The following is a 2,172-nucleotide window of genomic DNA, read 5'->3' as shown; positions in this document are numbered from 1 at the left end:
GCCCGCATGTCCTCGGCCGTGCCCATGACCAGCCCCGACGGGTCATGGATCATCAGAAAGGCGTTTTCGGGCATGATGATAGTGTCGCCAGCCATGGCAATGTAGCTTGCCGCCGAGGCCGCGATGCCGTCGATCCAGACGGTGATCTCGCCCGCATGACGCTTCAGCGCGTTGAAGATCGCCACCGCGTCGAAGACCGAGCCGCCGGGGCTGTTCAGACGCAAATCGATCTCCGCGTCCTCCGGCAGCGCGCCAAGTTCCGCCAGGAATCCCTTCGCGGTGACGCCATAGGCGCCGATTTCGTCATAGATCAGCACTTCCGTGCGGGATCCCGCCGCGCCGCTCGCCCGGGCGCGGATCCTGTACCAGCTCTTCATCTGTTCACTCCTGTTCGGGGTCGGCATCGGCGCCGTTGGTATCGGCCGCGTCCCCGCCGTTGCCGGGCTCGGGCCGGCCCGTGGGTGTCGCCCGAGCGCCTTGGGTCTCGCCGGGACTCGTGCGGTAATGCAGACCCAGCGCCCCGGCCCGTGCCGCATCCGCCGCATTCTCGCGATCGACCTCCTCGACATCATAGCCGGTGGCCTCGACCACCTTGCGCCGCGAGGTGATGCCCGCCTCCATCGCCAGCACCTGCGCCTGGATGTCCTTCAGCGGATCGACCCAGTCCCAACGCGGCGGGATCCATTGCACCGCTCGGGCGGTGGCCGGATCGTCGATCGCGAGCGCGCCTGCCAACACCGCCGTGTCGAGCCAGCGTCGCCAAACGGGTCGGCAGAGCTGATGCGCCAGCACGCCATGCTGCAGCTGCTGCACGCGGCGCCGGAATTCGACCAGTTCCGCCCGCAGGCTGGAATAGTTGGCCTGCCGCACATCGCCGGTCACCAGGTGATAGGGCAGTCCCAGCGAGGCAGAGACGGCCAGCAGCGTGCGGTACTGGAACGCCTCATAGCCACCACCAACATCGGCGGGGCTGGAGAATTTCACATCCTCGCCCGGCAACAGCACCTGCATCGTCCCGGGCTCGAGGCTGGCAATCGCGGCGCCATCGAGATCGGCCGCCCCCTCGCCCAGCATCGGCTCTTCAGGCGCGGTCTTGGTGATGAAACCCGCAAACATCGCCGCGGTCTTTTTGCGATCAAGCTCGGCGTCGTCGTACTGATCGAGCAGAAACAGCCGCACCATGGCCGGGGCCACATGCGGCAGGCCGCGGATCTGGCCCGCATCGAGCGGGCGATAGATGTGCAGCACGTCCTCGGCCGCGATGCGGACCGTTTCCGGCACGGGGCCGCGCTGATCGGTGCTGTCGCCCGGATGGCGGCGGCGGAAATGATAGGCGACGCGTCGGCCGATCAGGTCGAACTCGATCCCGCAGCGGATCCGGTTGCCGTTCGGGGCCACTTCCGTCTTCTCGAAGGGCAACATCTCGGATTGCAGCAGTTGCAGCTGCAGCGGCACCAGAAGCCCGTCTTCCGCCCGACGAGGTCGCAGCCGCACGAAACACTCGCCCGCGACGAACATCTCGCGCGCGACCATCGCCTGCAGCCCGTAGAAATCCGTCAGCCCATCGGCATCGGCCTCGTCGGTCCAGGCGAGCCAGAGCCTCTGGACCCGGTCGCGCAAGGCCGGGTCTTCGATCAGGGACGAGGGCTTGATGCCGTCACCCACCAGGTTCGCGGCAAAGGCCTCACAGGCATTCGCCGCATAGCCATTCGTCACCACGAGTTCCCGCGCCCGGGCCAAGAGCCGCGGCCCGCCCGAGGCCACCAGCGCGTTGATGTTTTCCAGGGGCGGGTTCCAGCCGCGCAGCCGGCGCTTGGCCATGGCGCCTTCGAGCCGGGCACGCATGGCCTCCGGGCCGCCGTTGGTTCGGCGGCGGAACAGGTCGAACAGCGCCATGGATCAGAGCCCCTTGCTGGTCGCCACGCGGACCTGGCGCACGATCCGCCGTCCCTCGGCTGCGGCGATTTCGCGATCCAAGGCTTCGATCGCCCGGTCGATCTCCGCCACAGAGCGGTAATCCACCGTCTTGCCATCATAGCTGACGCGGGCCACGCCCGAGGCGCGCTGTGCCGCCAGCGCCTCGCGGCGCGCGCGCAGTTCGGTGATTGTCGGCATGATCCTCGCCCTTTATCGTGAGACCGCGTCTGAAACCGGAGGCTTTCGTGTCAGAAT

The 2,172-nt window shown here is 67.6% G+C and carries 3 protein-coding genes; all 3 read right to left on the bottom strand.

Annotation, left to right across the window (positions count from 1 at the left end):
* A partial coding sequence (locus ACK8OU_RS20075) for a head maturation protease, ClpP-related (RefSeq protein WP_410305101.1) occupies positions 1–377 on the bottom strand: 377 nt, incomplete at its 3' end.
* A 4-nt stretch (positions 378–381) separates the two neighbouring features.
* Positions 382–1,845 carry a phage portal protein gene (locus ACK8OU_RS20070; RefSeq protein WP_410305102.1) on the bottom strand — a complete coding sequence of 488 codons (1,464 nt, stop codon included), beginning with the start codon at positions 1,843–1,845 and terminating at the stop codon, positions 382–384.
* A 54-nt stretch (positions 1,846–1,899) separates the two neighbouring features.
* The gene (locus ACK8OU_RS20065; protein ID WP_410305100.1) at positions 1,900–2,115 is read right to left on the bottom strand and encodes a phage head-tail joining protein; all 216 of its coding nucleotides are present in this window, start codon (positions 2,113–2,115) and stop codon (positions 1,900–1,902) included.
* Positions 2,116–2,172: the final 57 nt, after the last annotated feature.

The sequence above is a fragment of the Pontitalea aquivivens genome, from assembly GCF_046507575.1.
In the GTDB taxonomy this organism is placed as follows: Bacteria; Pseudomonadota; Alphaproteobacteria; order Rhodobacterales; family Rhodobacteraceae; genus Pontitalea; species Pontitalea aquivivens.
The sequence above is the reverse complement of the archived record's forward strand: the minus strand, read 5'-3'. Positions and strand labels throughout refer to the sequence as shown.